Below are 25486 nucleotides of genomic sequence, written 5' to 3'. Positions count from 1 at the left end.
TGGGTGAGCGGGTAAATCCCATGGTCGATGCGGCGGGCGGTGGCGCCGTTGCCGCGCACGGTGCTGCGCTGGCGGCCGAACGCGCGCGCGCGCTCGGCGCCTTCCTGCGGGCGCGCCGCGAGAGCCTGGATCCGGCGCGGCTGGGCCTGCCGCGTGCGGGCAGGCGCCGCACGCCGGGCCTGCGCCGCGAGGAGGTGGCCGCGCTCGCCGACGTCGGCGTCACCTGGTACACCTGGCTCGAACAGGGACGGCCGGTGCGCGCCTCCGCACGCGTGCTGACTGCCATCGCCGGCGCCTTGCAGTGCTCGGATGTGGAAACCGGCCACGTGCTGGCGCTGGCCGGATTGGGCGATGCGGCGCCCCGGCTGCAGCCGCTGTGCGAGCCGTTGACCGACACCGGGCGCATGTTGCTCGATCAGCTCGGCCCCTGGCCGGCGATGCTGCAGAGTCCGCGCTTCGACATCCTCGGCGCCAACCCGGCCTTCGAGCGGCTGATGGGGGTGACCCTGGCGGATCTGCCGGAAGCCGATCGCAACTGCGTCTACCAGGCGTTCACCAACCCGCACTGGCGCGCCCGCCTGGCCGATCGGGACAACGTCCTGCAGCACATGGTGGCGCTGTTGCGTGCCGCCATGGGCGAGCATCTGGGCGAGCCGGCCTGGGAGCGCCTGCTGGCGCGCTACCGCGCCGCCTCGCCCGAGTTCGATGCCTTGTGGCAACAGCGGCGCGAGGTGAGGGGGGTGGAAAACCAGCTCAAGCGCTTCCACCACCCGCAGGCGGGCGAACTGCACCTGCAGCAGGTCAACTGGTGGTCGGCACCGCGCAACGGCAATCGGCTGGTGGTGTACCTGCCTGCCGACGAGGCGGCGCGGGCCGCGCTGCTGCAACTGCATGCGCAATCGGCCGGGGTTGCCGCGCCGGCCCACCGCCACTGAGCGCAGGTGCGCAGTCCGGGACCAGGGGGCTGGGACGGCGCAGATGGCCGGTGCGTGCCGGGTTGCGGCGGACAGGCCCGCGCCGGTGCCGCCGATCACGTCGAAAGGCCGTTGTGGACAGGAAAAAGAGGGCCGAAACGTAATGCGCGCTTACCCGTTTCGGGAAAGCTGAATACGTAACCGGTTCCAGCAGGAAGCGGTTCAGACGACAAGCGCATTAATGCAGTCGTGACACCAAAAGTGACGGAGCAGCCATGAACATCAAACGCATTGCCACCCTTGCCCTTTCGTCCCTGCTGGCGCTGGGTTTCATGGCGCCCGCGGCGTATGCCCGCGACGGCTGGGACGACCGCGACCCGCGCGGCTGGCACGACCGCGATCACGACCGCCGCGACTACGACCGCCGCGACCGCGATCGCGACCGCTACTGGCGCGAACGCGAGCGCCATGACGATCGCCGCTACTACAGCCAGGGCTATCGCGACGGCTACCGCGGCCGCCCGGACGTCGTCTACTACCGTCCGGGTCCTCCGGGCCCGCCGCCGTGGGCCCGCGGCCAGCGCTACTACGGTCCCAACTACGTGGTCTACGACTACGACCGTTACCAGGTGCGGCGTCCGCCGTACGGCTACCGCTGGGTGCGCGACGACCGCGGCAACCTGCTGATGGTCGCCATCGCCAGCGGGATCATCGCCGACCTGGTGCTCAACGGCCGCTGAATCCTGGCCGCAACGCACGCCACGACGGCCTCCTCCGGGAGGCCGTCGTCGTTTTGGTTCGCCGCCGGACCTGCGCGGGGCTTAAACTAGCGGTCTGCCTTTTGTCCATGCCCCCGGAGACCCGATGTTCCCGCGCGACGCCCGCATCGAAACCTACGACCCCGAACTGGCCCAGGCCATCGCCGCCGAAGCCGGCCGCCAGGAGGACCATGTCGAGCTGATCGCCAGCGAGAACTACTGCAGCCCGCGGGTGATGGAAGCCCAGGGCAGCCAGCTGACCAACAAGTACGCCGAGGGCTACCCGGGCAAGCGCTACTACGGCGGCTGCGAATTCGTCGACATCGCCGAGCAGCTGGCGATCGACCGGGTCAAGCAATTGTTCGGCGCCGACTATGCCAATGTGCAGCCGCATTCGGGCTCGCAGGCCAACCAGGCGGTGTACTTCGCGCTGCTGCAGCCAGGCGACACCATCCTGGGCATGTCGCTGGCCCACGGCGGCCACCTGACCCACGGCGCCAAGGTCAACGCTTCCGGCAAGCTGTTCAACGCGGTGCAGTACGGCGTGAACGAGCAGGGCCTGATCGACTACGACGAAGTCGAGCGGCTGGCGCTGGAGCACAAGCCGAAGATGGTGGTGGCCGGGTTCTCGGCGTATTCGCAGAAGATCGACTGGGCGCGCTTCCGCGCCATCGCCGACAAGGTCGGCGCGGTGCTGTTCGTGGACATGGCGCACGTGGCCGGGCTGGTCGCCGCCGGCGTGTATCCGAGCCCGCTGGAGCATGCGCACGTGGTCACCTCGACCACCCACAAGACCCTGCGCGGCCCGCGCGGCGGCATCATCCTGGCCAAGGGCGCCAGCGAGGACCTGGTCAAGAAGCTGCAGTCGATCGTGTTCCCGGGCATCCAGGGCGGTCCGCTGATGCACGTGATCGCGGCCAAGGCGGTGGCGTTCAAGGAAGCGCTGGAGCCGGAGTTCAAGGACTACCAGCAGCAGGTGGTGAAGAACGCGCAGGCGATGGCCAAGACCCTGATCGCGCGCGGCTACAAGATCGTCTCCGGCGGCACCGAGAACCACCTGATGCTGGTGGACATGATCGGCAAGGACGTGTCCGGCAAGGACGCGGAAGCGGCGCTGGGCAAGGCCCACATCACCGTCAACAAGAACTCGGTGCCCAACGACCCGCGCTCGCCGTTCGTGACCTCGGGCCTGCGCCTGGGCACCCCGGCCATCACCACCCGCGGCTACCTGGAGCAGGACAGCGTCGACCTGGCCAACTGGATCGCCGACGTGCTCGACGCCCCGGCCGACGACGCGGTCATCGCCCGCGTGCGCGAGGCGGTGACGGCGCAGTGCAGGAAGTATCCGGTGTATGGCTGAGCGGCCGGGATTGGAAATTGGGGATTCGGGATTGGCGAAAAGCCTGGTTCCCGGCGATCCTGCCTTTCCCAATCCCCAATCCCCAATCCCAAATCCCCGCCCCTGATGCATTGCCCCTTCTGCCAGCACACCGACACCCGCGTGATCGATTCGCGCGTGTCCGAGGACGGCGCGACGATCCGTCGCCGCCGCGAGTGCGAGGCGTGCGGCGAGCGGTTCAGCACGCTGGAGACGATCGAGCTGAAGCTGCCGACGGTGATCAAGAGCGACGGCGGCCGCGAGGCCTTCGATGCGCGCAAGCTGCGCACCAGCTTCGATCGCGCGCTGCAGAAGCGGCCGGTGGCCGAGGAGCAGATCGAGGCGGCGGTGCGCGCGGTGGTGCACCAGCTGCGCATGTCCGGCGAGCGCGAGCTGCCGTCGATCCGGGTCGGCGAATACGTGATGGCCGAGCTGCGCAAGCTCGACCATGTCGGCTACGTGCGCTTCGCCTCGGTCTACCGCAGCTTCCAGGACGTGGCCGATTTCCGCGAGGAGATCGAGAAGCTCGAGCGCGAACTGCCGGTCGGCAGCGAGCAGTTGCCGCTGCTGGAGCTGGTCCGCGCCGACAAGCCGGCCGACAAGTCCGGCAAGCGCTGAGCCGGCATGCGTATCGTCTGCCTGGCCGAGGCGCCGCAGCATATTCCGGCCTTGGCCCGCGCACACCTGCAGGCCTTCGGCGAGCTGCTGCCGGAGTGGAACCTGGCCGAGGCCGAGGCCGACCTGCGCAGCCATCGCTGCGACAGCCGCATCCCGACCAGCTGGATCGCGCTGGACGGCGAGGACTGGCTGGGCTCGGTCAGCCTGCTGCAGAACGACGATGCGCGCATCCGCCAGTTCTCGCCGTGGCTGGCGACGCTGTACGTGCGCCCGCAGGCGCGCAGCGGCGGCGTCGGCGCGCAACTGGTCGCGCATTGCGTGCAGGCCGCGGCGCGGCTGCAGCCGGGTCCGCTGTACCTGTATTGCGAACCGCGGCTGGTGCCGTACTACCAGGGCCTGGGCTGGCAGCCGCATGTGCAACTGCCGCTGGGGCCGCTGCAGGTGACGGTGATGCGCATCGACGCGGGCGCAGCGGCGGCGTGAGCGAGTTCTGCGCCGACGACCATCGCTACATGGCGCAGGCGCTGCGCCTGGCCGAGCGCGGCGCCTACACCACGCGTCCCAACCCGATGGTCGGCTGCGTGATCGTGCGCGACGGCGAGGTGGTGGGCGAAGGCTTCCACCAGCGCGCCGGCGGCCCGCATGCGGAGGTGTTCGCGCTGCGCGACGCCGGCGCGCGCGCGCGCGGCGCCACCGCCTACGTGACCCTGGAGCCGTGCGCGCACTACGGACGTACCCCGCCGTGCGCGCTGGCACTGATCGAGGCCGGCGTGGCGCGGGTGGTGGCGGCGATGGCCGACCCGTTCCCGCAGGTCAACGGCGGCGGTTTCGCGCTGCTGCGCGAGGCCGGCATCGCGGTCGGCGCGGGGCTGATGCAGGCGCAGGCGCGAGCGCTCAACCGCGGCTTCCTGTCGCGGGTGGAGCGCGGCCGGCCGTGGCTGCGGGTCAAGCTCGGCGCCAGCCTGGACGGGCGCACCGCGCTGGCCAGCGGCGAATCGAAGTGGATCACCGGCGCGGCCGCGCGCCAGGACGTGCAGCGCTGGCGCGCGCGCGCCGGTGCCATCCTCACCGGCGCCGGCACCGTGCTGGCCGACGATCCATCGCTGACCGCACGCCTGGACGACGGCGCCGAGGTCGTGCCGCCCTTGCGCGTGGTGCTGGATGCGCAGTTGCGCACGCTGCGGCAGGCCAAGGTGCGCGACGGCGCGGCGCCGACCCTGTACCTGCATGCGCCGGGACTGGCGCCGGCGCCGCTGCCTGGGGCCGAGTTCGCCGCGGTTGCGCTGCAGGCAGGCCGCTTCGACTTGGAGGAGGTGCTGCGCCTGCTCGCCGAACGCGGCATCAACGAGGTCCAGGTCGAGGCCGGCGCGACCCTGAGCGGCGCGTTGCTGCAGGCCGGCCTGGTCGACGAACTGCTGCTGTACCTGGCGCCGCTGCTGCTCGGCGGCGACGCGCGCCCGCTGCTGGCGGGGCTGGGCATCGACACGATGGCGCAGCGCGTACCGCTGCAGTTGCTGGAGACGCGCCAGGTCGGCGACGACCTGCGCCTGCTGCTGCGTCCAGTGGCGGCGGACGCCGCCTAGCCGCGGCGCTGGGTCGAGAGTACCTGGCCGATCCCGGCCGGCCCGTTCGGCGATGTGCGGGGTTCATTGGTTCGACCGGCGCGGTGCGTAGCGCGCGTGCAGGTTCGACCAGCGGGCGCGCCATGGCGTACGGCATGCCGGCGACGCCCGCTTCCGGACAAGGTCCCCTTTCGCCGATGCTCGGACGGCTGGCGACGGCGCCCGATGCCTGCGCAGCGCTCGGCATGCGCGCGGCGCGGCGCACAAGGTTGCCGCCTTCGCCGCGACGCTATGTCCCATCCGCGAGGCGCCGGCGCCGGCGGCCGCCCGGCCGAGCCCTGCTAGAATGCGCACGCCGGTTCGCCGGCAACCACAAACGTCTTCAGGGCGGGGTGCGATTCCCCACCGGCGGTAGGTGCGTTCGCGCACGAGCCCGCGAGCGCTTGGGCAGTCGGAACCGGCACGCAGGTGCGGGGTCGAGTGCGCAAGGTCAGCAGATCCGGTCCGATGCCGGAGCCGACGGTATAGTCCGGATGAAAGAAGACGGCCTTCGCGCAGCCTCGCGGCTGTGCGTGCGCCTGTATGCCTTGTGGCGTTTTTCGCTCACCATGCTTGCGAGAAACGTTTATGTTCACCGGAATCATCGAAGGCGTCGGCCGCCTGGCCGCGCGCCAGCCGCAGGGCGGCGATATCCGCTTCACCTTTGCCACCGGCAGCCTGCCGTTCGCCGACGTGCAGCTCGGCGAGAGCATCGCGGTCAACGGCGTGTGCCTGACCGTGGTGGCCTTCGACGCGGCGTCGTTCCAGGCCGACGCGTCCACCGAAACCCTGGCCCTGACCACGCTCGGCGCGCTCGCCGAAGGCGCGGCGCTGAACCTGGAGCGGGCGATGCGCCCGAGCGACCGGCTCGGCGGGCACCTGGTCAGCGGCCATGTCGACGGCCTGGGCACGGTGCAGTCGGTCCATGACGATGCGCGCGCGCAGCGCTGGCGCTTCGCCGCGCCACCGGCGCTGCTGCGCTACATCGCCAAGAAGGGCTCGATCTGCGTGGACGGGGTCAGCCTGACCGTCAACGACGTCGACGACGCCGGCTTCGAGGTGGCGCTGATCCCGCACACCGTGGCGCACACCGCATTCGCGCACACCGCGGTCGGCGCGGCGGTGAACCTGGAGATCGACCTGGTCGCGCGCTACGTCGAACGCCTGCTGCACGGCCGCCAGGACTGAGTTCCGCCGCGCCTGTCGCCTGCCGCATCGTCGCCGCTGCCCGCGGCGGCGCCTTCCGTCTTCTGCGAGTCCCTCATGTCGCCATCCACCACCCCCAGCCTGAACTTCGCCCCCGTCCCCGAGCTGCTGGAGGAAATCCGCGCCGGCCGCATGGTGGTCATCGTCGACGACGAGGACCGCGAGAACGAGGGCGACCTGATCATGGCCGCCGAGCTGGTCAAGCCCTCGGACATCAATTTCATGGTCACCCACGCGCGCGGCCTGGTGTGCCTGTCGCTGACCCGCGAGCGCTGCGCGCAGCTCGGGCTGGCGCCGATGGTCCAGCACAACACCGCGCAGTTCCACACCAACTTCACCGTCAGCATCGAGGCCGCCGAGGGCGTCACCACCGGCATTTCCGCCTACGACCGCGCACATACCGTGCGCACCGCGGTCAAGCCGGACGCCAAGCCGCACGACCTGAGCCAGCCCGGCCACATCTTCCCGCTGATCGCCCAGCCCGGCGGCGTGCTCACCCGCGCCGGCCACACCGAGGCCGCCGGCGACCTGCCGCTGCTGGCCGGGCTGGAGCCGGCCGGGGTGCTGGTGGAGGTGCTCAATCCCGACGGCAGCATGGCGCGGCGCCCGCAGCTGGAGGAATTCGCGCGCCTGCACGGGCTGAAGATGGGCTCGATCGCCGACCTGATCGCCTACCGCCTGGCCACCGAGCACACCGTCGAGCGCATCGACGAGCGCGCCATCGAGACCGAATTCGGCGGCTTCACCCTGGTCACCTACCGCGACCGCATCGCCCACGACCTGCATTTCGCGCTGGTCCGCGGCACCCCGGACGCGGACACGCCGACCCTGGTGCGGGTGCAGGTGGAGAACCCGCTGGCCGACCTGCTGCACTGGCGCCGCGACGATTTCGGCGTGGCCGCCAGCGACGCGCTGCGCGCGATCGCCGCGGCCGACAGCGGGGTCATGGTGGTGCTGTCGGCGCCGCGCGACAGCCAGGCGCTGCTGGCGCGGCTGCGCAAGCAGCCGGACGTGGCCGCCAACAGCAAGGACGTGGGGCAGTGGCGGCGCAACGGCGCCGGCAGCCAGATCCTGGCCGACCTGGGCCTGGGCAAGCTGCGCGTGCTGGGCACCCCGCGCCGCCAGGTCGGCCTGGCCGGGTTCGGGCTGGAGGTGGTGGAACACGTGGAGCCGGGACTCGGGACTCGGGACCCGGGACCCGGAAAAGGCTGATTCCTCCGCTGGCACGCGCTCGCCGTGCTCTAAGCTCTTCCGAGTCCCGAGTCCCGAGTCCCGAGTCCCAGGCAAGCCGCCTGCTAAACTCTCCCACCCCCTGAACCCGCCACCGCCATGACCCACTACGAAGGCGACCTCCGCGCTCCTGCCGCGGCCCGTTTCGCGATCATCGCCAGCCGCTGGAATGCGCGCATCACCGACGTGCTGGTCGCCGGTGCGCGCGAGAGCCTGTCCGGCAACGGCATCGCCGACGACGCGGTGGACGTGATCCGCGTGCCTGGCGCGTGGGAACTGCCGCTGGCCGCCGCGCGCCTGGCTGCCGCCGGCCGCCACGCGGCGATCATCGCGCTGGGCTGCGTGATCCGCGGCGACACCCGCCACTACGAGCACGTGGCCGATGGCTGCGCCGAAGGCCTGCTGCGGGTGTCGCTGGACTTCCGCATCCCGGTGCTCAACGGCGTGCTGGCGGTGGAGCAGGTCGAGGACGCCGAGGCGCGCGCCGGCGGCAGCCATGGCAACAAGGGCGAGGAAGCGGCGCTGACCGCGCTGGAAATGGTCAATCTTTTGGAGCTGCTGCCGTGAACAAGCCCGCTGGCCACAAGCATGTCCGCCGCGACGGCGTCGATCCGGTGCTGCGTTCGCGCGCGCGCCGGCGTGCGCTGCAGGCGATCTACGCCTGGCAGATCGCCGGCGGCACCGCGCAGCACGTGATCGCGCAGTTCGCGCACGAGCAGGCGCACGAGATCGCCGACCTGGTCTATTTCGAGAACCTGGTCGAGGGCGTGCTCAAGCACCGCGCCGAGCTGGATGCGGCGCTGGTCGGCTACCTGGACCGCACGGTCGAGGAAGTGGACGCGATCGAGCGCGCGGTGCTGCGCCTGGCCGCCTACGAGCTGCTGCACCGCCACGACGTGCCGTACCGCGTGGTGATCAACGAAGCGATCGAGACCGCCAAGCGTTTCGGCTCCGAACACGGCCACACCTACGTCAACGGCGTGCTCGACCGCGCCGCGCTGGAATGGCGCACGGTGGAGTCGGGCGGCGCCGGCGGCGCCTAGCGGCGCGGGATTCGGCATTCGGGATTGGGGATTCGCAGGAGCGGCATTCCTGTCCGGGCCACGGCCGTTGCCCCGTTTTTGCCAATCCCGAATGCCCAATCCCCAATCCCGGCCCCACAAATGCCCGAATTCGACCTGATCGATCGCCTGCGTGCCCGGATCGGGACGCATGCGGACGTGCCGCTGGGCATCGGCGACGATGCGGCGCTGCTGCAGCCGCCGCCGGGCGAGCAACTGGCGATCACCACCGACACGCTCAACGCCGGCGTACACTTTCCGGCGGAGACCGCGCCTGCCGATGTGGGCTGGAAGACGCTGGCGGTGAACCTGTCCGACCTCGCCGCGATGGGCGCGCAGCCGCGCTGGTGCACGCTGTCGCTGTCGTTGCCGCACGAGGATGCGGGCTGGATCGACGCCTTCGCCGACGGCTTCTTCGCCCTGGCCGACGCGCACGCGATCGTGCTGGCCGGCGGCGACACCACGCGGGGGCCGTTGTCGCTGTCGGTCACCGCGATCGGCAGCGTGGCGCCCGGCGCGGCGCTGCGCCGCGATGGCGCGCAGCCGGGCGACGACATCTGGGTCAGCGGGCGCCCGGGCGAGGCGGCCGCGGCGCTGGCGCTGTGGCAGGCCGGGCGCCTGGACGTGACGCGTGCGGCCGCCGATCCGGTCCACGAGCATCTGCGCCAGCGCCTGCTGCGGCCGTCGCCGCGGGTCCAGGCCGGGCTGCGCCTGCGCGGCCTGGCGCACGCCTGCGTCGATATCTCCGACGGCTTGCTGGCCGACCTGGAGCACATCTGCGTGCGCAGCTGCGTCGGCGCCGAACTGCGGCTGGACGCGCTGCCGGCGGTCGCCGCGCCGGCGGAGGCGAGCGCCGCGCAGGTGCATGCCTGGCAACTGGGCGGCGGCGACGACTACGAGTTGTGCTTCACCGCCGCGCCGGCGCAGCGCGCGGCCATCGTGCAGGCGCTGCAGGCGATCGGCGAGGAGGCCACGCCGATCGGCCGCATCGTCGCCGGCAACGGCATCGTCGTGCGCGACGCGCACGGCCAGCCGTGGCAGCCGCCGCGGCGCGGCTACCAGCATTTCGCCGGGTAGGGGAAATCCGCGAGTCGCTTCGCGCCGGACCCTCACCCCAACCCCTCTCCCGGTGGGAGAGGGGCTAAGGCTAGCGCGGCCGTTCCCTTCTCCTCTCGGGAGAAGGTGCCCCGCAGGGGCGGATGAGGGTACGGGCGCAGCCTCGTGCCCCCACCTCTGCGAGGCGCTTCGCGCCGTACCCCCCAACCCCTCTCCCGACGGGAGAGGGGCTAAGGCGCACCACGGTTGCTTTTTTTCCCATTGGGAAGAGGTCCCGCAGGGACGGATGAGGAGCTGACTGGGCGCTCCATGGACGGCCACGAGGGCGCCACCATACCGTGCCGCACTGCGGCGTGAACTTGTCCGTACCTGCTGGTATGGTCGCGGCTCGACTCCCCACGTCGCGTACCCGGAACCGTTTCTGGCAGCTGGGCCATTCCGGTCCGGCGCCGCTTGGGAGGCAGTACATGCGTACGTCCGTGTCCCGTTGCATCGCCCTGTGCGCGATGCTGTTGTTCTCCGCCGCCGCCTTCGCCGGCGGTTTCAGCAAGCAATACCAGACCATCTCCAGTTGGGACGGCACCAAGCTCGGCGCGCTGGTGCTGGTGCCGCAGGGGCAGGGCGCCGGGCCGTTCCCGCTGGTGGTGATGCCGGCCAGCTGGTCGCTGCCGAACCTGGAATACGTGGGCCGCGCCAGCGAGCTGGCCAGCGACGGCTACGTGGTGGTCAGCTACACCTCGCGCGGGTTCTGGGATTCGGCCGGCGTGATCGACATCGCCGGGTCGCCGACGGTGGAGGACGTCAGCGCGGTGATCGACTGGGCGTTGGCCAATACGCCGGCCAATGCCGGGGCGATCGGCGTGTCCGGCATTTCCTACGGCGCCGGCACCAGCCTGCTCGCCGCCGCGCGCGATCCGCGGATCAAGGCGGTGGCCGCGCTCAGCGGCTGGGCCGACCTGCAGGCCTCGCTGTACGCCAACGCCACGGTCAGCCAGCAGGGCGTGGACCTGCTGGTGGCGTCCGGCGCGATCACCGGCCGGCCCGGCCCGGACCTGGCGCAGATCAGCGCGCGGGTCGCCCTCGGCGACTACGACGGCGCGGTGCAGGGCTTCCTGCCCAAGGCCGGCGAGCGCAGCGTGATCAACGAGGTGCAGGCGCTCAACCGCAACGGCCCCGCGGTGCTGATGGCCAATGCGTTCAACGACGGCCTGTTCCCGCCGAACCAGTACATCGACCTGTACAACCGCCTGAGCGTGCCCAAGCACCTGATGTTCAGCCAGGGCGACCACGCCACCGCCGAACTGCCGGGTGCGCTCGGCCTGCCAAACGAGGTCTACGCCGAGACCACCCGCTGGTTCGACCATTACCTCAAGGGCCAGGCCAACGGCGTGGACAGCGAGCAGCCGGTGCAACTGGCCACCCTCGGCGGCACCTGGCTGCGCTATGCCGACTGGAACAGCGTTCAGGCCGGCGCCACCAGCTACGCCCTGACCCGCCCGAGCGGGCTGATCGCGACCGGCGCGCTGAGCAGTGGCGCCAGCAACGGCTGGAGCCACCGCATCGCCACCGGCGTGCCGACCCTGGCCGATTCGGGCGTGCTGCTGGTCAGCGGCCTGCTGCAGGGCCTGGGCCAGCCGGTCACCACCTCGATCCCGCTGGTGGACCGCAACGGCGCCGCGGTGTGGAGCGGGCCGGTGCTCGCCAGCACCAAGCGCCTGGCCGGCAGCCCGTCGCTGCGGGTGACGGTGACCCCGAGCCAGGCCAACGTCTCGCTGTTCGCCTACCTGTACAGCATGAACGGCCTCGGCGTGGCGCAACTGCTCAGCCATGCGCCGTATTCGCTGCGCAACGCGACCCCGGGCGTGGCGACCACGATCGACCTGCCGCTGCAGGCGACCGCCGCCGAGATTCCGGCCGGCAACCGCCTGGTGCTGGTGGTGGACACCACCGATCCGCGCTACACCTCGGCCAGCCGCTTCGGCGGCAGCGTCAGCTTCAGTTCGCCAGCGTCGGCGCCGTCGCGCCTGAGCGTGCCGCTGCACTGACAAGGCGTTCGAGGGGAAGGCCGGCGCAAGGCCGGCCTTCCCTGCGCCTCGCCACGCCCGTGCGGCAGCAGAAATTACGCGGAATTTACGCCGCCCCCGGCGTCGGCCGATAGCGACTTTACGGCCCCGCGCCGGAACATGACCAGGTCGGCGGAACGGTTCCGCCCTTGGACCTCAGCTCATGTTCTCCCCGTTTTCCCGCAGCGCCCGCCGGCCCGTGTCGTGCGGCGCGCTTGCGCTTTCCCTGCTGGCCGGCGCCGCCTGCGCGCACGCCGCCAGCGTCAGCGGCAATGCCACGCTCACCAGCGACTACGTCTGGCGCGGCAGCACCCAGAGCGATGGCGATCCCGCCGTCCAGGCCGGTCTGGCCCTGGCTGCCGACAACGGTGCGTATGCATCGCTGTGGGCGTCGTCGATCTCGTTCGACAGCGCCCCGCACGCCAGCACCGAAGTCGACGGCGTGCTCGGCTGGCGCGGCCAGTGGACCCCGGACTGGGCCTGGGACGCGAACCTGACCCGCTACCAGTACCCCTCGGCCGCCGCGCTGAACTGGACCGAGCTGGGCGCCACCGTGACCTGGAAGCAGCGCGTATGGGCGCAGTTGGGCTGGTCGGACGACGCATTGGCCAGCGACAGCACCGGCACCTATGCGCAGCTCGGTGCGCGCTATCCCTTCAACGACCGCGTCCGCGTCGAGGCGGCAGTGGGCCACTACTGGCTGGCCCGCGGCTACGCCGACAGCTACAGCCACGGCCTGGTCAGCGCAGTGTTCACCCTGCCCAGCGGCCGCCAGGGCGGCCCCGGGCTGGAGCTGCGGCTGACCGCGCACGACACCGATCGCGCCGCCGAGCGGCTGTTCCCCGACATGGCCGGCGCGCGTTTCGAAGCCGCGCTGCAGGCCACCTTCTGAGTCCCGAGGAGAGATGACATGCCGACCTGGCTATCGCTGATCTGCGGCGTGGCGGTGATCGTCGCCGCCGGCTACCTGCTGTACGTGATCCTGCGTCCCGAAGACTTCTGAGCCGAGTGCTGCCTCCATGATCGATACATTGCTTGTTTACGCACTGGCGCTGTTGCTGGGCTGGCCGCTGGGCCTGTACCTGGCCAAGGTGATGCGCGGTGCGCCGATGCGCGGCGACGCGCTGTTCGGCTGGATCGAACGCCCGCTGTACCGCCTGCTCGGCACCGATCCGGCGCGCGGCATGAGCTGGCGCGGCTATGCCGGCGCGTTCCTGGCCAGCAACCTGGTGCTGGGCGTGCTGGTGTTCGCGCTGTTCGTCACCCAGGCGTGGTTGCCGCTCAATCCCGATGCGGTGCCGAACCTGCGCTGGGACGTGGCCCTGCACACCATGGTCTCGTTCCTGACCAACACCGACCAGCAGCATTATTCCGGCCAGGCGCAGCTGTCCTACCTGTCGCAGGCGGTGGGCGTGGTCGGGCTGCAGTTCGTGACCCCGATGATGGGCCTGGCGCTGGTGGTGGCGACGCTGCGCGCGCTGTTCGGTGGGCGAGCGGTCGCAAGCTCAGCCGATGCCCTATCGGCATCGGCTGCGAACGGGAGCGCCCGGCCATGGATGGCCGGGCAGGAGGATCCGGAGCCGACGCCGTCGCGCCATGGACGGCAGCACGCAACCGCTGTAGCACCAATGCAGCACACCACGCTCAGCGCCGACGACGCCGACGTCGGCAACTACTGGGCCGACGTGATCCGGCCGACGCTGCGTTTCCTGCTGCCGCTGTGCCTGCTGTGGACCGTGCTGCTGACCCAGCAGGGCGTGCCGTCGACGCTGGCGGCCGGCCCCGTGGCGACGCCGCTGGATGCCAGCGCCGGCATGGCGACGCAGAAGATCCCGCTCGGCCCGGTGGCGGCGATGGTGGCGATCAAGCAGCTCGGCACCAACGGCGGCGGCTGGTACGGCCCCAACAGCGCGATGGCGCTGGAGAATCCGACCCCGTTCTCCAACCTGCTGGAAACGCTGGCGATCGTGCTGATCCCGGTGGCGATCGCGTTCATGGTCGGCCCGTTCACCGGCCGGCGCAAATTCACCGCGCTGGTGTTCGGCAGCATGCTGGCGATGTCGCTGGCCTCCACCGCGGTGTCGGTGTGGTCCGAAGGCCATTCGGCCAGCACCGCGAGCGCGGCGCTGATGGAAGGCAAGGAGGTGCGTTTCGGCGTGGATGCGTCGGCGGCGTGGTCGTCGCTGACCACGCAGACCTCCAACGGCTCGGTCAATGCGATGCACGATTCGCTGGCGCCGCTGACCGGCGGCGTGGCCATGGTCAACATGCTGGTCAACGCGATCTGGGGCGGCATCGGCTGCGGCCTGCAGCAGTTCCTGGTGTACCTGCTGCTCAGCGTGTTCCTGGCCGGGCTGATGACCGGGCGCACGCCGGAGCTGTTCGGCCGCAAGATCGAGGCCGGCGAGGTGCGCCTGCTGGCGCTGCTGATCCTGCTGCAACCGCTGGTGCTGCTCGGCTTCACCGCGCTGACCCTGGCCATGCCGGCGGCGATCACCGCCACCTCCAATCCCGGCTTCCACGGCATCAGCCAGGTGTTCTACGAGTACACCTCGGCGTTCGCCAACAACGGTTCCGGGTTCGAGGGCCTCGGCGACGGCATTTCCTGGTGGAACCTGACCTGCACGCTGGTGCTGATCCTGGGCCGCTATCCGGCGCTGATCGTGCCGCTGATCGTGGCCGCGCAGATGGCGCGCAAGCGGGTGGCGCCGGAAACCGGCGGCAGCCTGCAGGTGGAGACGCCGACCTTCGCGCTGACCCTGATCGCGGTCATCGCGGTCCTGACCGTTCTGCAATTCACGCCGGCACTGGTGTTGGGCCCGATCGCCGATCACCTGACCCTGGCCGCGCACTGAGACGACGACAATGAGCACCCCGTTTCCGCAAGCCTCTTCCCCCGTCCACAAGCCCGGTCTGCTCGACGGCCCCGCGTTGCGCGCGGCGCTGCGCGCCAGCGTGCTGAAACTCTCGCCACGCCATCTGCTCGGCAGCCCGGTGATGGCGGTGGTGTTCGCCGGCACCTTGCTGTCGGCCTTGATCACCGTGGCCGGGCAGGGCGCGCCCGCGTTCGGCTGGGCGGTGACCGCGATCCTGCTGGTCACCGTGCTGTTCGGCAATTTCGCCGAAGCGGTGGCCGAGGCGCGCGGCCGCGGCCAGGCCGCCTCGCTGCGCCGCGCGCGCAAGGACCTGGTGGCGCGCCGCGTCGGCAGCGCGCAACTGGACGGCGAAACCAGCATTCCCGCCGCCGAGCTGAAACCCGGCGACCTGGTGGTGATCTCCGCCGGCGAACTGATCCCGGCCGACGGCGAGATCGTGCACGGCGTGGCCACGATCAACGAGGCCGCGGTCACCGGCGAATCGGCGCCGGTGCTGCGCGAGGCCGGCACCGACCGCTCCGGCGTGATCGGCGGCACCAAGGTGCTGTCCGACGAGATCGTGGTGAAGGTCACCGCCGAGCCCGGCCACAGCTTCCTGGACCGCATGATCGCGCTGGTCGAGGGCGCCAACCGGCAGAAGACCCCGAACGAGATCGCGCTGACCATGCTGCTGGCGGCGATGACCCTGACCTTCCTGATCGTGGTCGCGACCTTGCCGGTGATCGCCGGCTTCGTCGGCGTGCAGATCGATCCGCTGCTGCTGATCGCGCTGCTGGTGTGCCTGATCCCGACCACCATCGGTGGGCTGCTGCCGGCGATCGGCATCGCCGGCATGAACCGCGCGCTGTCGGCGAACGTGCTGGCCAAGTCGGGCAAGGCGGTGGAAGTGGCCGGCGACGTGGACGTGCTGCTGCTGGACAAGACCGGCACCATCACCCACGGCGACCGCCAGGCCACCGCGTTCCATGCGCTCAGCGGCGTGGATACGGCGCAGCTGCGCGAGGCGGCGATGCTGTCCTCGCTGGCCGACCCGACCCCGGAAGGCAAGTCGATCGTGCGCCTGGCGCGCGAGCAGGGCCTGCCGCCGGCCGATCCGGACGGCGCCAGCTTCGTCGCCTTCACCGCGCAGACCCGTATGTCCGGCGTGGACCTGCCCGCGCAGGGGCAACAGCCGCCGCGTTCGATCCGCAAGGGCGCGGCCGATGCGGTGATCCGCCACGTCACCGCGCTGGGCGGGCAGGTGCCGGCCGAGTTGAAGGGCCGTGTCGAGCAGGTCGCGCGCAGCGGCGCCACGCCGCTGGTGGTGGCCGAGGGCCGCCACGTGCTCGGCGTGGTCGAGCTGTCGGACGTGGTCAAGCACGGCGTGCGCGAGAAGTTCGCGCGGCTGCGCGCGATGGGGGTGAAGACGGTGATGATCACCGGCGACAACCCGCTCACCGCCGCGGCGATCGCCGCCGAGGCCGGCGTCGACGACTACATCGCCGAGGCCACGCCGGAAGACAAGCTCGCGCGCATTCGCGCCGAGCAGGCCGGCGGGCGGCTGGTGGCGATGGTCGGCGACGGCACCAACGACGCGCCGGCGCTGGCGCAGGCCGACGTCGGCCTGGCGATGAACTCGGGCACGCAGGCGGCCAAGGAAGCCGGCAACATGGTCGATCTGGATTCGGATCCGGCCAAGCTGCTGGCGGTGGTGGAAGTGGGCAAGCAGCAGCTGATCACCCGCGGCGCGCTGACCACGTTCTCGCTGGCCAACGACGTGTCCAAGTATTTCGCGATCCTGCCGGCGCTGTTCGCCGCCTCGATCCCGCAGATGGCGGCGCTCAACGTGATGCGCCTGTCCAGCCCGGTGCACGCGGTGCTGGCCGCGTTGATCTTCAACGCGCTGGTGATCCCGGCGTTGATTCCGCTGGCGCTGCGCGGCGTGCGTTTCACCCCGGCCACGGCGACCTCGCTGCTGCGCCGGAACATGCTGATCTATGGCGTCGGCGGCGTGCTGCTGCCGTTCGTCGGGATCAAGCTGATCGACCTGCTGCTGGTGGCGCTGGGCTGAGCCCGGCGCCGATCTTCCGCTTCATTTTTCCGGATCTCCCGCGATGAACGTTTCCCCGGTTTCTGCTTCCTATCGCGAACCGCTGCGCTGGCGCGCGGCGGTGGTGCTGCCGCTGCTGGTGCTGGGCGCCGCCGCACTGTATTCGCTGCTGTCTACCGTGGTCGCCGGCGCGCTGTTCCCGGCGCAGGCCAACGGCAGCCTGCTCGAGCGCGATGGCCGCGTGCGCGGCTCGGCGCTGGTCGCGCAGCCGTTCGCCGCGCCCGGCTATTTCCAGCCGCGTCCGTCGGCGGCCAAGTTCGACCCGATGGCCGCGGCCGGCAGCAACCAGGCGCGCAGCAATCCCGAGCTGCAACAGCGCATCGCCGACGCGCGCGCGGCGCTGGCCGCACGCGACGGCGTCGCCCCGGCGCAGGTGCCGGACGACCTGCTGACCCAGTCCGGCAGCGGCCTGGATCCGGACATCAGCGTGGCCGCCGCGCAGCAGCAGGTGGCGCGCGTGGCCGAGGCGCGCGCGCTGCCGGCCGCCACCGTCGCCGCGCTGGTCGCCGCGCAGGCGCAGCCGCGCCAGTTCGGCGTGCTCGGCCAGCCACGGGTGAATGTGTTGGCGCTGAACATGGCGTTGGATGAAGCCGGGAATGGGGAGACGGGAATCGGGAATGGGGAAACACAAAAGCCGTAGTGCCGGCGGCCCAAGGCTGTAGGCTCTGCGAATCCCGACTCACGAATCCCCACTCCCGGCTCTCGAATGTCCGATCCCCGCACCCAACAGGCCGACGCCCTGATCGGCGCGCTCCAGCGCGAACGCGGCGGGCGCCTGACCGTGTTCCTGGGCGCGGCGCCGGGGGTCGGCAAGACCTACGCGATGCTGTCGCGCGCGCGCCAGCTGCAGCAGCAGGGCAGCGAGGTGGTGGTCGGGGTGGTCGAGACCCATGGCCGCGCCGAGACCGCGGCCCTGCTGGACGGGCTGACCGTGCAGCCGCGGCGGCGCGTGGAGTACCGCGGCCGCACGCTCGAGGAGATGGACCTGGACGCGCTGCTGGCGCGGCGCCCGCCGCTGGTGCTGGTCGACGAACTGGCCCACCGCAACGCGCCCGGCAGCCGCCACGAGCGGCGCTGGCAGGACGTGCAGGAACTGCTCGACGCCGGCATCGACGTCTACAGCACGGTCAACATTCAGCACCTGGAAAGCCTCAACGACGTCGTACACCGCATCACCGGCATCCGCGTCGGCGAGACCGTGCCCGATGCGATCTTCGACCGGCTGCGCGACATCGTGCTGGTCGACCTGCCGCCGCGCGAGCTGATCGAACGCCTGCAGCAGGGCAAGGTCTATCTGCCCGAGCAGGCCGGACAGGCGCTGCAGGCGTTCTTCTCGCCGTCGAACCTGGCCGCGCTGCGCGAACTGGCGATGCAGACCGCGGCCGACCGCGTCGACAACGACCTGCGCGACGTGCAGGCTGCGCAGGGCCGCACCGGCGTGGCCCTGCGGCGGCGGGTGCTGGTGGCGATCGACGGGCGCGGCCAGTCCGACTACCTGGTGCGGGTGGCGCGGCGCGTGGCCGAACGCCGCGGCGCGCCGTGGAGCGTGGTCACCGTGCAGACCCAGGCGCAGCCCGACGAGGCCTGGCAACTGGAGGTCGATCGCGCCTTCGCGCTGGCGCGGCGGCTCGGCGGCGACGCCGCGCTGCTGCACGGCGCCAGCGTGGCCGACGCGCTGCTCGACCATGCCGCGCACAACGGCGTGTCCACGCTGCTGCTCGGCCGCACCCGCGAACGGCCGCTGGCGCGGATGATCAACCGCACGCTCACCCAGCAGCTGCTGCAGCGCGGCGCGCACTACGAACTGGTCATCATCAGCTCGCCGGAGGCGCGCGCACGCGCGCGGCGGCGCTGGCGCCGTCCCGGCCACTGGCTGTCGCGCGACGACCTGGTGTTCGCCACGGTGGCCTCGCTGCTGGCGGTGGCGGTGGGCTGGATCGCCGAACGCTGGGTCGGCATCGACGACCTGTCGATGGTGTTCATCGTCGCGGTGGTGATGGTCGCGGCGAAGACGCGCATGGCCGCGGCGGTGCTGTCGGCATTGCTGAGCTTCTTCGCCTACAATTTCTTCTTCATCGAACCGCGCTACACCCTGCACATCGGCGCGCGCCAGGGCGTGGTCACGGTGCTGCTGTTCCTGGTCGCCGCGCTGGTCGCCGGGCGCCTGGCCTCGCGCCTGCGCATGCAGGTGCTGGCGCTGCGCGCGGCCAACGCGCAGACCACCGCGCTGCAGCGGCTGGGCCGCGAACTGACCAGCGCCGCCGACCTGGGCCAGGTGCTGGAGGCCGGGCGCCGCGCGCTGGCCGCCACGCTCGAGGCCGAGGCCTGGGTGCGGCTGCAGCCGCTGGAGGCGGCGCACGCCGCCGCGCAGGATGGCGCGCACGACTACGCGCCGTCGATGGCGGCGGTGGACCGCAGCGCCGCCGACTGGGCGCAGCGCCACGGCCAGGCCACCGGCCGCTTCACCGACACCCTGGCCGGCGCCAGCTGGTGGTTCCTGCCGGTGCGCCACGAGCGCGGCGCGATTGGCGTGGTCGGGCTGAAGTTCGCCGCCGGCGTGCAGCGCCCCGGGCTGGAGCAGCAGCGCCTGGCCGAGGCCATGGTCGAGGACATCGGCCAGGCCGCGCTGCGCACGCGGCTGGTCGCCGACCTGGAGAGCGCGCGGGTCAGCGGCGAGACCGAACGCCTGCGCTCGGCGCTGCTGTCGTCGGTCTCGCACGACCTGCGCTCGCCGCTGGCGGCGATGATCGGCGCGGCCAGCAGCCTGGCCAGCTACGGCCAGGCGATGGACGCCGACGACCGCCGCAGCCTGCTGGAGACGATCCAGCTGGAAGGCGAGCGCCTGGACCGCTACATCCAGAACCTGCTCGACATGACCCGGCTCGGCCACACCGGGCTGACCTTGAACCGCGACTGGATCGACGTGGACGAACTGATCGGCTCGGCTGCGCGGCGGCTGCAGCGCTACCAGCCGCAGGTGCGCCTGGACATCGCCCTGGCTGCGGAACTGCCGACGCTGTGGGTGCATCCGGCGCTGGTCGAACAGGCGATCTTCAACGTGCTGGAGAACGCGGCGAAATTTTCGCCGGAGGGCGAGGCGATCCGGGTCGCCGCGGCGATGGTCGACGGGCGCCTGCGCATCGACATCGGCGACCGCGGCCCGGGCATTCCCGAGGACGAGCGCGCACGCATCTTCGACATGTTCTACAGCGTCGAGCGCGGCGACCGCGGCCGCCACGGTACCGGCCTGGGCCTGACCATCTGCCAGGGCATGATCGGCGCGCACGGCGGCAGCGTCGAGGCGCTGCCCGGCGCCGATGGCCGCGGCACCACGATCCGCATTACCCTGCCGTTGATCGAACCCGCCGCCCCGCCACCCCGCCCCGATGCCGACTGAGTCCCACGCCGATCCGATTCCGCCGCCGCGCGTGCTGGTCATCGACGACGAGCCGCAGATCCGGCGTTTCCTGGACATCAGCCTGCGCGCGCAGGGCTACCGCGTGCTGCAGGCGGCCAGCGGCGGCGACGGCCTGGCGCAACTGGCCGCGCACGGCGCCGAACTGGTGGTGCTGGACGTGGGCCTGCCCGACCAGGACGGGCACAGCGTGCTGCGCGAATTGCGGCAGTGGTCCACGGTGCCGGTGATCATGCTCACCGTGCGCGCCGGCGAGGCGGAGAAGGTGCAGGCGCTGGACGCCGGCGCCAACGACTACGTGACCAAGCCGTTCGGCGTGCAGGAACTGATGGCGCGCATCCGCGTGCTGCTGCGCATGCAGCCGGCCGCCGGCGAAGCCGAGCCGGTGTTCGACGACGGCCACCTGCACATCCACCTCGGCCTGCGCGAGGTGCGCCTGGACGGCGAGCCGCTGCCGCTGAGCCGCAAGGAATACGCGCTGCTGGCCCTGCTGCTGCGCCACAGCGGACGCGTGCTCACCCAGCCGCAACTGCTGCGCGAAGTGTGGGGGCCGACCCACCAGGAGGACACCCACTACCTGCGCATCCTGGTCGGCAAGTTGCGGCAGAAACTCGGCGACAGCGCGGTGGCGCCGCGCTACATCGCCACCGAACCGGGCGTGGGGCTGCGCTTCGTCGGGGTGCAGAACAATCCCGAACTTCATTGATTTCCGGATGCGGCGGACAAGGCGTTCGTCGCGACAGGTGCGTGGAGAGGGCTGTCACGACTGGACGGCTCAAGATCAGGGAAATACGTTTCAGCGTTTGATCCTGCTTGGCTGGCACGCAGTGCATTGTTGAAAGCATTTCACGCCCTGCGGGCGCGAGTCACTTTTCTTTGCTTGTGCAAAGAAAAGTAACCAAAAGAAAGCACACCCGTCCTCGCGCCTTCCGCGCTGCGCGCTCCAGGTTCGCGGTCGCGGCGGAAGGGGTCCGGTAAGTCAGAAGCCAATCCAAAGTCACGAGCAACAGCAACAGCAACAGCAACAGCAACAGCAACGGCAAAGCCGAAAAGGCAGTCGATCGCTTGACGTAGCGCAAAACCAAGGGATTTCAGCGGCGCTGATCAGACGTCCAAATTATCGGGCGCGAATCTTCCTTGAACGCGCAAGCTGCATTTTTACGGCCCCAGTCCCGCTACTCGTCCGGCAACACCTTGCCCGGATTTAAGATGCCGTCCGGGTCCAGCGCGCGCTTCACCGCGCGCATCGCGTCCAGCGTGGCCGCGTCGAAGGCCTGCGCCATGTAGTCGCGCTTGGCCACGCCGATGCCGTGCTCGCCCGACAGCGTGCCTTCCAGCGCCAGCACCAGCGCGAACAGGCGCGGCAGCGCGGCATGCGCACGCGCGGTCTCTGAGGCGTCGTCGGGCGCGTACATGATGTTGACGTGCAGGTTGCCGTTGCCGGCATGGCCGAAGGCGACGATCGGCAGGTCGAATTCCGCCGCCAGCGCCTCGACTCCGGCGACCAGCTCGGGAATGCGCGACACCGGCACCACCACGTCCTCGTTGATCTTGCCCGGCTTGATCGTGCGCAGCGCCGGCGACAGCGCGCGCCGCGCGGCCCACAGCCGGTCGCGCGCGGCGCCGTCGGTGGCCACGTCCAGCGACAGCAGGCCGTCGCCCTCGGCCGCCGCGCCCAATGCCTGCAGCGCGTAGGGCAGGGTGTCGTGGTCGCCGTCGGCCTCGATCAGCAGCATCGCGCCGGCCTCGGGTACGTCGCTGCCGTTGCGGCGCAGCAGCGCGATCGCGCTGCGGTCCATGAATTCCAGCATCGCCGGCGTGGTCGGTTGCGCCATCAGCCGCGACACCGCCGCCGCGGCGCTGCCGGCATCGCGGTAGAACGCGCGCAGCCCGGCCTGCGCCAGCGGCCGCGGGGTCAGCTTCAGCGTGGCCTCCACGATCAGCGCCAGGGTGCCTTCGCTGCCGACCAGCAGGTGGCTCAGGTCGTAGCCGGTGGCGTCCTTGGTGTAGGCGCCGCCGCAGCGGATCAGCTCGCCGGCGCCGGTCACCGCGACCACGCCGAGCACGTTGTCGCGGGTGGCGCCGTACTTCACCGCGCGCGGGCCGCCGGCATTGGTCGACAGGTTGCCGCCGACGCTGCAGATCTCGGCGCTGGACGGGTCCGGCGGCCAGAACAGGCCGTGCGGCGCCAGCGCCTGCTGCAGCTCGCCGTTGAGCACGCCCGGCTCGACCACCGCGCAGCGGTCCTGCGGGCGCAGCTGCACGATGCGGTTCATGCGCGCGAACGACAGCACCACGCCGCCGTCGAACGGCACCGCGGCGCCGGCGGTGCCGGTGCCGGCGCCGCGCGCGACGATCGGCACGCGGTGCGCGCGGCAGGCGCGCACGATCGCCTGCACCTGCTCGCGGGTCTGCGGCAGCGCCACCGCGTCGGCCAGCGCCCAGCGCCGCGAATCGTCCTCGCCGTAGCTGCGCCGGCTGGCGTCGTCGGTGCGCCAGCCGTCGGCGCCGAGCAGGTCGGCGAGGGTCTGGGCCAGGGAAGCGGGCAGCGGCGTGGTCATGGCAGCGATCGCGAAGCGGGAGAGGGCGGCGGTTGCAGCAGTTTCCAGGTGACGACCGCCGCCGCCAGCGGCAGCCACACCCAGCGCAGTTCGGATAGCAGCGTGGCGACGCCGCGCGCGCCGAAGAAGCCGTTGGCGAACGGCGACACCCGGATCGGCCGCCACGGCGCGAACCAGCGCTGCTCGCTCCACGGCCAGGCCAGGGCGACGCCGAGGCCGCCGGAGGTCAGCGCATCGAGCAGCGGATGCGAGGCGGTGCAGACGAACATCCAGGTCGCCGCCTGCAGCGGGCGCGCGCGCAACGGCCGAGACAGGGCCGCACCGATCGCGCCCAGCACGGCGGCGAACAGCAGCGAATGGCTGGCGCCGCGATGGCCGAACGCATCGGCGTAGGGAATGTGCAGGGCGAACGCGACAACGTCCAGGTCCGGCAGCATCGCCGCGACGATGCCGGCGCCGAGCAGGCGCGCGGAAATGCGCCCGCGCTCGGCGGCGGCCCACAGCGCCAGCGGCACCGCGGCGTGGGTGAAGATGCTGGGCACGTCAGCAGTCGTCGGCGCGAAACGCGTCGCGCAGCCAGGTCAGCCGCGGCGGTTCGCCCTCGGCCTCGACCACGTCGAAGCGGCATGGCCAGTTCGCGTAGTGCGGATGCGCGGCCAGGAACAACTGCGCGGCCAGCAGCAGCCGGCGGCGCTTGCGCAGGTCGACCGAGGCGGCGCCGCCGCCGAACGCGGCGGTGCGCCGGTAGCGCACCTCGACGAACACCAGGCACTGCGCCTGCTGCATCACCAGGTCCAGTTCGCCGCCGCGGTAGCGCACGTTGGCGGCGATCAACTGCAGGCCGGCGCGCTCCAGTTCGGCGCGCGCCGCCGCTTCCACGTCGTTGCCGCGTTGCTGGCGGTCAACGCCCATCGGGCAGCGGCGTCGCGCGCCCGCCGCTGAAGGTGGACCAGGCCGGGGTGCGCAGGATGTTGCCGAAGCCGTCCAGGTGCAGCACGCCGGTGGCGCCGCGCAGGTTGGCCTCGGCGCCGGTGGCCAGCTTCTCCAGGTAGGCGCTGATCTGCCAGGCGTCGTAGCCGAACGCGAACAGGCGCCCGGCCGGGCCGCGCGCGGTCGGCAGCGTCTCGGCCACGCTGGTCGCCGCCGGCAGGCCGCCGACGCCGCGCACGTTCCACAGTTCGCTCGGGTAGGCGATGCCGTCCAGCACCAGGTCGTCCTCCGGCTTGCCGGTGCCCAGCACCAGCTGCGAGGTCGCCACCCGGCTCTTGCCGGCGAAACCGGCCAGCGCCAGCTGCGGCGCCAGCGCGCGCGCGGTGCCGCCCTTCACCGCCAGGAACACCGCGTCGGCGGCGCCGGCGTTGCGCAGCTGCGCGCCGACATCGCCGGGTACCTCGGCCACGCTGACGCTGGCCGCGACCTTGCCGCCGCGCTCGCTGAAGCGCTCGCGGAACGCGGCCACCGCACGGCGGCCATTGTCGTCGTTGCTGCCGATCACCAGCGCGTTGCGGCGCTCGTGCGCCAGCAGGTACTCGGCGGCGGCGATGCCGTCGTCTTCCGGCGCCAGCGAGAAGCCGGCGCTGCCGGCGGGCGGGGCGCCGGTGCCGCGGTTCAGCGCCAGCAGCGGCACCGGCAGCGCGTCGCGCGCGAACAGCGCAGTGACCTCGTCGCGGCCGAGCGGGCCGACCACGAAGTCGGCGCCGCCGTCGATCGCCTTCTGGTAGGCGGCCAGCGCCCCGGCCGCGGTGCCGGTGGTGTCGATGAAGTTGATCTCCGGGCGGCGCCGGGTCTCGCCGTAGTAGCCGGCGAGCAGGCCGTCGCGCACCGGTGCGGCGGCGGTGGCCAGATTGCCGCTCAGCGGCAGCAGCACCGCCAGCTTGGCCGGCGGGCGGTAGCCGTCGCGCTCGGCCGGCGGCCGCTTGCTGGTGTCGAAGCCCCATTGCTCGCCGCGGTCGAACGGCCGCGGCAGCGCCAGGCCGCGGCTGATCAGCGCGCGCCCGGCGAAGTTGTACAGCGGATCGCCGGCCGGCAGCGCGGCGGCGCGGGCCTGCAGCGTGGCGTCGTTCAAGGCCGCCAGCTGGCGCACGATGGCGCGCTGGTTGTCGGTGCGCGCCTGGCCGGTCAGGCCGATGTCGGCGCGGGCGCGTTCGTCCAGCGCCGCGGTGGCGTCGCCGGTGCCTTCCAGCGCCTGCGCGCGGGCCAGGTGCCAGCGCGCGCGCAGGTTCTGCGGCACCGCCTGCGGATCGCTGCCCAGCGCCTGCAGCGCCTGCGCCGGCTGGCGGTCGGCCAGGGCCAGCTCGGCGTTGACCAGGGCCAGCCGCACCTTGCTCAGGCCCGACAGCTGGCGCGGCTGCACCTGCGCGACCAGGCTGCGCGCGCGGGCGACGTCGCCGCCCTCGTACCAGGCGAAGGCGGCATCGGCCAGCAACTGGTTGCGCTCGCTGCCGGTGGCGCTGGCGGCCTGGGCCTCGAGCTGCGCCGCCGCTTCCCGCGGCTTGCCCTGGTCCAGCAGCGCCAGCGCCGCGGACTGGGCCGGCGACGACGCGCTCTGCGTCACGCTGGTGGTGGCGCAGCCGGCGAACAGCAGCGCCAGCAGCGACAGGGCGGAAATCCTTGCGAATCGCTTGTTCATTTCTGGTCCATTCGGCAGGGCACGCCGGGGC

23 protein-coding genes and 1 riboswitch are annotated in these 25486 nt (G+C 71.7%); of the genes, 19 read left to right on the top strand and 4 right to left on the bottom strand.

What is annotated here, in order from left to right:
- Positions 1-20: 20 nt before the first annotated feature.
- From AB3X10_RS18700 to AB3X10_RS18610, 19 genes are all read left to right on the top strand, one after another.
- Positions 21-935: a helix-turn-helix transcriptional regulator gene (locus AB3X10_RS18700; RefSeq protein ID WP_369976918.1), complete on the top strand. Its 915-nt coding sequence runs from the start codon at positions 21-23 to the stop codon at positions 933-935.
- A 254-nt stretch (positions 936-1189) separates the two neighbouring features.
- Entirely contained in the window at positions 1190-1654 is a 465-nt protein-coding gene (locus AB3X10_RS18695; RefSeq protein WP_369976917.1) for an RcnB family protein, read from the top strand.
- Between the two features lie 124 nt (positions 1655-1778).
- Entirely contained in the window at positions 1779-3032 is a 1254-nt protein-coding gene (gene glyA / locus AB3X10_RS18690; RefSeq protein WP_369976916.1) for a serine hydroxymethyltransferase, read from the top strand.
- A gap of 105 nt (positions 3033-3137) precedes the next feature.
- A complete protein-coding gene (gene nrdR, locus AB3X10_RS18685; RefSeq protein ID WP_046979536.1) occupies positions 3138-3668 on the top strand; it encodes a transcriptional regulator NrdR in 531 nt (176 codons plus the stop codon).
- Positions 3669-3674: 6 nt separating this feature from the next.
- Positions 3675-4151: a GNAT family N-acetyltransferase gene (locus AB3X10_RS18680; protein WP_369976915.1), complete on the top strand. Its 477-nt coding sequence runs from the start codon at positions 3675-3677 to the stop codon at positions 4149-4151.
- 29 nt (positions 4152-4180) lie between these two features.
- Positions 4181-5251 (top strand): bifunctional diaminohydroxyphosphoribosylaminopyrimidine deaminase/5-amino-6-(5-phosphoribosylamino)uracil reductase RibD, encoded by a 1071-nt coding sequence (ribD, locus tag AB3X10_RS18675; protein WP_369981893.1) that lies wholly within the window; start codon positions 4181-4183, stop codon positions 5249-5251.
- Between the two features lie 353 nt (positions 5252-5604).
- Positions 5605-5779: riboswitch (FMN riboswitch) on the top strand.
- Between the two features lie 78 nt (positions 5780-5857).
- Entirely contained in the window at positions 5858-6457 is a 600-nt protein-coding gene (locus AB3X10_RS18670) for a riboflavin synthase (protein WP_369976914.1), read from the top strand.
- Between the two features lie 99 nt (positions 6458-6556).
- The gene (ribB, locus tag AB3X10_RS18665) at positions 6557-7687 is read left to right on the top strand and encodes a 3,4-dihydroxy-2-butanone-4-phosphate synthase (RefSeq protein WP_369981891.1); all 1131 of its coding nucleotides are present in this window, start codon (positions 6557-6559) and stop codon (positions 7685-7687) included.
- 117 nt (positions 7688-7804) lie between these two features.
- Entirely contained in the window at positions 7805-8272 is a 468-nt protein-coding gene (gene ribH / locus AB3X10_RS18660) for a 6,7-dimethyl-8-ribityllumazine synthase (RefSeq protein ID WP_145705423.1), read from the top strand.
- Positions 8269-8748, top strand: coding sequence for a transcription antitermination factor NusB (gene nusB, locus AB3X10_RS18655; protein WP_369976913.1), 480 nt, complete (start codon positions 8269-8271; stop codon positions 8746-8748). Before ribH ends, nusB begins: the two co-directional genes overlap by 4 nt.
- Before the next feature lie 120 nt (positions 8749-8868).
- The gene (gene thiL, locus AB3X10_RS18650; RefSeq protein ID WP_369976912.1) at positions 8869-9843 is read left to right on the top strand and encodes a thiamine-phosphate kinase; all 975 of its coding nucleotides are present in this window, start codon (positions 8869-8871) and stop codon (positions 9841-9843) included.
- 446 nt (positions 9844-10289) lie between these two features.
- On the top strand, positions 10290-11867 hold the full coding sequence (locus AB3X10_RS18645) for a CocE/NonD family hydrolase (RefSeq protein WP_369976911.1): 1578 nt from the start codon (positions 10290-10292) through the stop codon (positions 11865-11867).
- Between the two features lie 181 nt (positions 11868-12048).
- Positions 12049-12777: a TorF family putative porin gene (locus tag AB3X10_RS18640; protein ID WP_369976910.1), complete on the top strand. Its 729-nt coding sequence runs from the start codon at positions 12049-12051 to the stop codon at positions 12775-12777.
- A gap of 18 nt (positions 12778-12795) precedes the next feature.
- On the top strand, positions 12796-12888 hold the full coding sequence (locus tag AB3X10_RS18635; RefSeq protein ID WP_046977662.1) for a potassium-transporting ATPase subunit F: 93 nt from the start codon (positions 12796-12798) through the stop codon (positions 12886-12888).
- A gap of 16 nt (positions 12889-12904) precedes the next feature.
- A complete protein-coding gene (gene kdpA, locus AB3X10_RS18630) occupies positions 12905-14740 on the top strand; it encodes a potassium-transporting ATPase subunit KdpA (protein ID WP_369976909.1) in 1836 nt (611 codons plus the stop codon).
- 10 nt (positions 14741-14750) lie between these two features.
- Entirely contained in the window at positions 14751-16811 is a 2061-nt protein-coding gene (gene kdpB, locus AB3X10_RS18625; protein WP_369976908.1) for a potassium-transporting ATPase subunit KdpB, read from the top strand.
- Between the two features lie 43 nt (positions 16812-16854).
- Entirely contained in the window at positions 16855-17490 is a 636-nt protein-coding gene (gene kdpC, locus AB3X10_RS18620) for a potassium-transporting ATPase subunit KdpC (protein WP_369976907.1), read from the top strand.
- A 66-nt stretch (positions 17491-17556) separates the two neighbouring features.
- On the top strand, positions 17557-20247 hold the full coding sequence (locus tag AB3X10_RS18615; protein WP_369976906.1) for an ATP-binding protein: 2691 nt from the start codon (positions 17557-17559) through the stop codon (positions 20245-20247).
- Complete coding sequence (locus AB3X10_RS18610) at positions 20237-20971, top strand: response regulator (protein WP_369976905.1); 735 nt, start codon at positions 20237-20239, stop codon at positions 20969-20971. The genes AB3X10_RS18615 and AB3X10_RS18610 overlap by 11 nt, the downstream gene beginning before the upstream one ends.
- A 469-nt stretch (positions 20972-21440) precedes the next feature.
- On the opposite strand, the gene AB3X10_RS18605 is transcribed toward AB3X10_RS18610, so the two are convergent.
- From AB3X10_RS18605 to AB3X10_RS18590, 4 genes are read right to left on the bottom strand one after another with little or no spacing between them, the layout of a single operon-like run.
- A complete protein-coding gene (locus tag AB3X10_RS18605; protein WP_369976904.1) occupies positions 21441-22826 on the bottom strand; it encodes an FAD-binding oxidoreductase in 1386 nt (461 codons plus the stop codon).
- Complete coding sequence (locus tag AB3X10_RS18600; protein ID WP_369976903.1) at positions 22823-23368, bottom strand: metal-dependent hydrolase; 546 nt, start codon at positions 23366-23368, stop codon at positions 22823-22825. The genes AB3X10_RS18605 and AB3X10_RS18600 overlap by 4 nt, the downstream gene beginning before the upstream one ends.
- A 1-nt stretch (position 23369) precedes the next feature.
- Positions 23370-23738 carry a YraN family protein gene (locus tag AB3X10_RS18595; protein WP_228321897.1) on the bottom strand — a complete coding sequence of 123 codons (369 nt, stop codon included), beginning with the start codon at positions 23736-23738 and terminating at the stop codon, positions 23370-23372.
- A complete protein-coding gene (locus AB3X10_RS18590; protein ID WP_369976902.1) occupies positions 23728-25455 on the bottom strand; it encodes a penicillin-binding protein activator in 1728 nt (575 codons plus the stop codon). The genes AB3X10_RS18595 and AB3X10_RS18590 overlap by 11 nt, the downstream gene beginning before the upstream one ends.
- Between the last annotated feature and the right edge of the window lie 31 nt (positions 25456-25486).

The sequence above is a fragment of the Xanthomonas sp. DAR 80977 genome, assembly GCF_041240605.1.
GTDB classification, from domain to species: domain Bacteria; phylum Pseudomonadota; class Gammaproteobacteria; order Xanthomonadales; family Xanthomonadaceae; genus Xanthomonas_A; species Xanthomonas_A bundabergensis.
Note: the sequence above shows the minus strand (reverse complement) of the source record. Positions and strands in the feature narration are given on the sequence as shown.

Excerpts from the sequence above, each read along its gene's own strand:
- AB3X10_RS18700 (WP_369976918.1), top strand. The coding sequence starts at position 21 with ATGGTCGATGCGGCGGGCGGTGGCGCCGTTGCCGCGCACGGTGCTGCG.
- AB3X10_RS18695 (WP_369976917.1), top strand. The coding sequence starts at position 1,190 with ATGAACATCAAACGCATTGCCACCCTTGCCCTTTCGTCCCTGCTGGCG.
- glyA (WP_369976916.1), top strand. The coding sequence starts at position 1,779 with ATGTTCCCGCGCGACGCCCGCATCGAAACCTACGACCCCGAACTGGCC.
- nrdR (WP_046979536.1), top strand. The coding sequence starts at position 3,138 with ATGCATTGCCCCTTCTGCCAGCACACCGACACCCGCGTGATCGATTCG.
- AB3X10_RS18680 (WP_369976915.1), top strand. The coding sequence starts at position 3,675 with ATGCGTATCGTCTGCCTGGCCGAGGCGCCGCAGCATATTCCGGCCTTG.
- ribD (WP_369981893.1), top strand. The coding sequence starts at position 4,181 with ATGGCGCAGGCGCTGCGCCTGGCCGAGCGCGGCGCCTACACCACGCGT.
- AB3X10_RS18670 (WP_369976914.1), top strand. The coding sequence starts at position 5,858 with ATGTTCACCGGAATCATCGAAGGCGTCGGCCGCCTGGCCGCGCGCCAG.
- ribH (WP_145705423.1), top strand. The coding sequence starts at position 7,805 with ATGACCCACTACGAAGGCGACCTCCGCGCTCCTGCCGCGGCCCGTTTC.
- thiL (WP_369976912.1), top strand. The coding sequence starts at position 8,869 with ATGCCCGAATTCGACCTGATCGATCGCCTGCGTGCCCGGATCGGGACG.
- AB3X10_RS18645 (WP_369976911.1), top strand. The coding sequence starts at position 10,290 with ATGCGTACGTCCGTGTCCCGTTGCATCGCCCTGTGCGCGATGCTGTTG.
- AB3X10_RS18640 (WP_369976910.1), top strand. The coding sequence starts at position 12,049 with ATGTTCTCCCCGTTTTCCCGCAGCGCCCGCCGGCCCGTGTCGTGCGGC.
- AB3X10_RS18635 (WP_046977662.1), top strand. The coding sequence starts at position 12,796 with ATGCCGACCTGGCTATCGCTGATCTGCGGCGTGGCGGTGATCGTCGCC.
- kdpA (WP_369976909.1), top strand. The coding sequence starts at position 12,905 with ATGATCGATACATTGCTTGTTTACGCACTGGCGCTGTTGCTGGGCTGG.
- kdpB (WP_369976908.1), top strand. The coding sequence starts at position 14,751 with ATGAGCACCCCGTTTCCGCAAGCCTCTTCCCCCGTCCACAAGCCCGGT.
- kdpC (WP_369976907.1), top strand. The coding sequence starts at position 16,855 with ATGAACGTTTCCCCGGTTTCTGCTTCCTATCGCGAACCGCTGCGCTGG.
- AB3X10_RS18615 (WP_369976906.1), top strand. The coding sequence starts at position 17,557 with ATGTCCGATCCCCGCACCCAACAGGCCGACGCCCTGATCGGCGCGCTC.
- AB3X10_RS18610 (WP_369976905.1), top strand. The coding sequence starts at position 20,237 with ATGCCGACTGAGTCCCACGCCGATCCGATTCCGCCGCCGCGCGTGCTG.
- AB3X10_RS18605 (WP_369976904.1), bottom strand. The coding sequence starts at position 22,826 with ATGACCACGCCGCTGCCCGCTTCCCTGGCCCAGACCCTCGCCGACCTG.
- AB3X10_RS18595 (WP_228321897.1), bottom strand. The coding sequence starts at position 23,738 with ATGGGCGTTGACCGCCAGCAACGCGGCAACGACGTGGAAGCGGCGGCG.
- AB3X10_RS18590 (WP_369976902.1), bottom strand. The coding sequence starts at position 25,455 with ATGAACAAGCGATTCGCAAGGATTTCCGCCCTGTCGCTGCTGGCGCTG.